The organism is Mesorhizobium sp. M7A.F.Ca.US.006.04.2.1, from assembly GCF_004022915.1.
In the GTDB taxonomy this organism is placed as follows: domain Bacteria; phylum Pseudomonadota; class Alphaproteobacteria; order Rhizobiales; family Rhizobiaceae; genus Mesorhizobium; species Mesorhizobium ciceri.
This window is the reverse complement of record NZ_RZQA01001251.1, coordinates 1-1295: the sequence shown is the minus strand read 5'-3', so window position 1 is coordinate 1295 and position 1295 is coordinate 1. Positions and strand designations below refer to the sequence as shown.

Annotated in this window: 1 pseudogene; it reads left to right on the top strand. The window is 64.6% G+C overall.

The annotated features are described in order from the left end of the window. Positions 1–220: 220 nt before the first annotated feature. Positions 221–1295: pseudogene (locus tag EN925_RS36330) on the top strand (hypothetical protein); the annotation flags it as partial.

Genomic DNA, 1295 nt, shown 5'->3' with positions numbered 1-1295 from the left:
TTGCCATTTCTCTAGTCTCTCCGCTAAGCAGGCTCTCAGGACCCGTACAGGCGTTCCGACGAAAGCCCCTGTTCACAAGAAATCCCGTTCCGGCAACCGGCACTCCGGCGCCGAACGGCTTGGCGCGTATATAAGAAGAGGCGGCATCGCGCGCAAGCATTCTGCGCAGGCCTTCCATGAACCTTTCCATCTCCGCCCGCGACTGATCTCCAGGTGCCGCATGGTGCGGCCCGGAAAGGAAGCCCCCATGACCAATAACCCAGAGGCTCTGCGGTCTCCGGGAACAACAGGAGCTCGGCGCGACCACCGCCTTCGGGACGGGGTCGATGCGCTGGGCTTTCCGCTGATTCCGTTGACCCTGCGTAAGACCAGGCGTATCGTCGTCTTGAGGAAAGCAGACAATTCGATCAGGGAAGAACGAGCCGGACCGCCGCGCCTTGCCCTGATTTGCGCGGCCAGCCCCGACGTTCTCCCGTCGACTACGGGGGGTAGTGTCATGTCTCGCATCCGCGGCTCGTTCGTGTCGTCTCTTGATGGCGGCTTGCGCCGTGCTGTGCATCCAGGCGGGTTGCTGGCGCTGGCACTCGGCCTGTGGCTGGGCGCCGCGCAGGCGCAGGAAACCCGGATCATCTATCCCGGCTCGATGGCGGTGACCGGATTCTCCGGCACCATCATTCCCAATTTCGACCCCCCTGATTCCGAAAAAGAGGGCCTGCCGCCCGGCGTCGATCCGGTCGACGAAACCTTCATCGACCCCACGCGCGCCACCTTGCGCGTGTTCGACGTTTCGCATCTGGGCGGCCCAGCCTCCGGCCAGCTGGTCAACACGCCGCCGCCCTTCGAGGTGACGGCGGAGCAGATCGGCCAAGTGTTCGGCGTCACCTATGATGACGGCGTGCGCGACGGCGTTCCATCGGGCATTCCCAATCTCTATGCCGGCGCCACCTCGCTGCACGGCATCCGTATCGTCACCCCGGATGCCGACGATGACGGCCGCCCCGAGAGGCAGCGCCGCGGCGCTGCCGGTGCCACCTTCATGGATGGCCAGTTCGGCACCGAAAACGGTGGTGGGCCGGGCACCGTCTGGAAGATCGACGGCATCACCGGCCAGGTCTCCAAATTCGCCGACATCGACACCAACAGCGGTCCCGGCATCGGCAATCTCACTTTCGACGCCACTCACCGCGAGTTCTTTGCGTCCGATCTCGACACCGGCCTGATCCATCGCATCGACGCCGAAGGCAGACTGATCGACAGCTTCGATCACGGCGTTGCCGGCCGGCCCACGCATGGGC